The organism is Mycobacterium sp. IDUB_19 (genome assembly GCF_055419445.1).
In genome coordinates this window covers 1-829 of sequence record NZ_JBVAXR010000193.1, presented here as the reverse complement: position 1 = coordinate 829, position 829 = coordinate 1, and the positions used below count along the sequence as shown (strand labels likewise).

The window sequence follows — 829 nt, the reverse complement described above, 5'->3', positions numbered from 1 at the left end:
CTCTCGACAGCTTGGACATCATGGCACACGCGCGCGCTCAGCAGTTCTGGTCAGGCTGTTTGCAGCGGGGTGGTGCAGCGGGGTCAGAACGGCGGGTCGTCGTCGCTCACCTGTCCGTCGGGCAGCGTCCACATCACTGTCCCGTCTGGCAACTGTCGGTCGCTCCAGGCCCAATAAGCCACGCTCGGCGCACCTGCGTCTTGCCGATGCCCTTTGGCTTCATGTAATGGCGGGGCTAGCACCGCCACGCTGCTGCTCCGATGCCAAGTACTCCACCATCTGGCAAAGGTTGACGACAGCCGCGCCCAACTTGTAGATGGTGGCGTCCCGATCTTCCACGCACGACTGCCAATCCGGGAACTCGTGCGGCAATTTCTGGTTGTCGGCGTTAGCGTGGATTTTCTGCTGGATTTGGTCGCACACATCCGCGAGGGTCAACTCTCCCGGCGCACCGATGTCGGAGAACCATTTTTCAGTCATGTCAGATCGTCTCCTCTCGGGAGAACAAAGCTCCCGAATCTCGCCAGGCTATCGGGTCCCTATCACGAGGTTTCCGCGGGGCCGCTGCGACCGACTGATGGCTGTGGGTCCGAGCGCCGGTGCTGTGTCGGATCGGGACCGAAGGAGCAACAGCCGACGCGCGCCGACTGGCGCTTTAGGGTGTATCTCAGACGAATGCCCGTTCCGTCGGGTAGCTGCTGATCGCGCCGGCCTCCTGATCACCGAGGGCTCAAGAAACTTCAGAGCACTTTGCTATACGTCCGGGCGATCTGCTTAGTGGCACCGCGCGAATCGGTTTTCGCAAAACATGCCAACAGCATCCGAGCCC

General features: G+C 61.5%; 1 protein-coding gene. It reads right to left on the bottom strand.

The features are described 5' to 3' along the window. Positions 1 to 219: 219 nt before the first annotated feature. Complete coding sequence (locus ACZY0B_RS27870) at positions 220 to 480, bottom strand: hypothetical protein (protein ID WP_463767444.1); 261 nt, start codon at positions 478 to 480, stop codon at positions 220 to 222. Between the last annotated feature and the right edge of the window lie 349 nt (positions 481 to 829).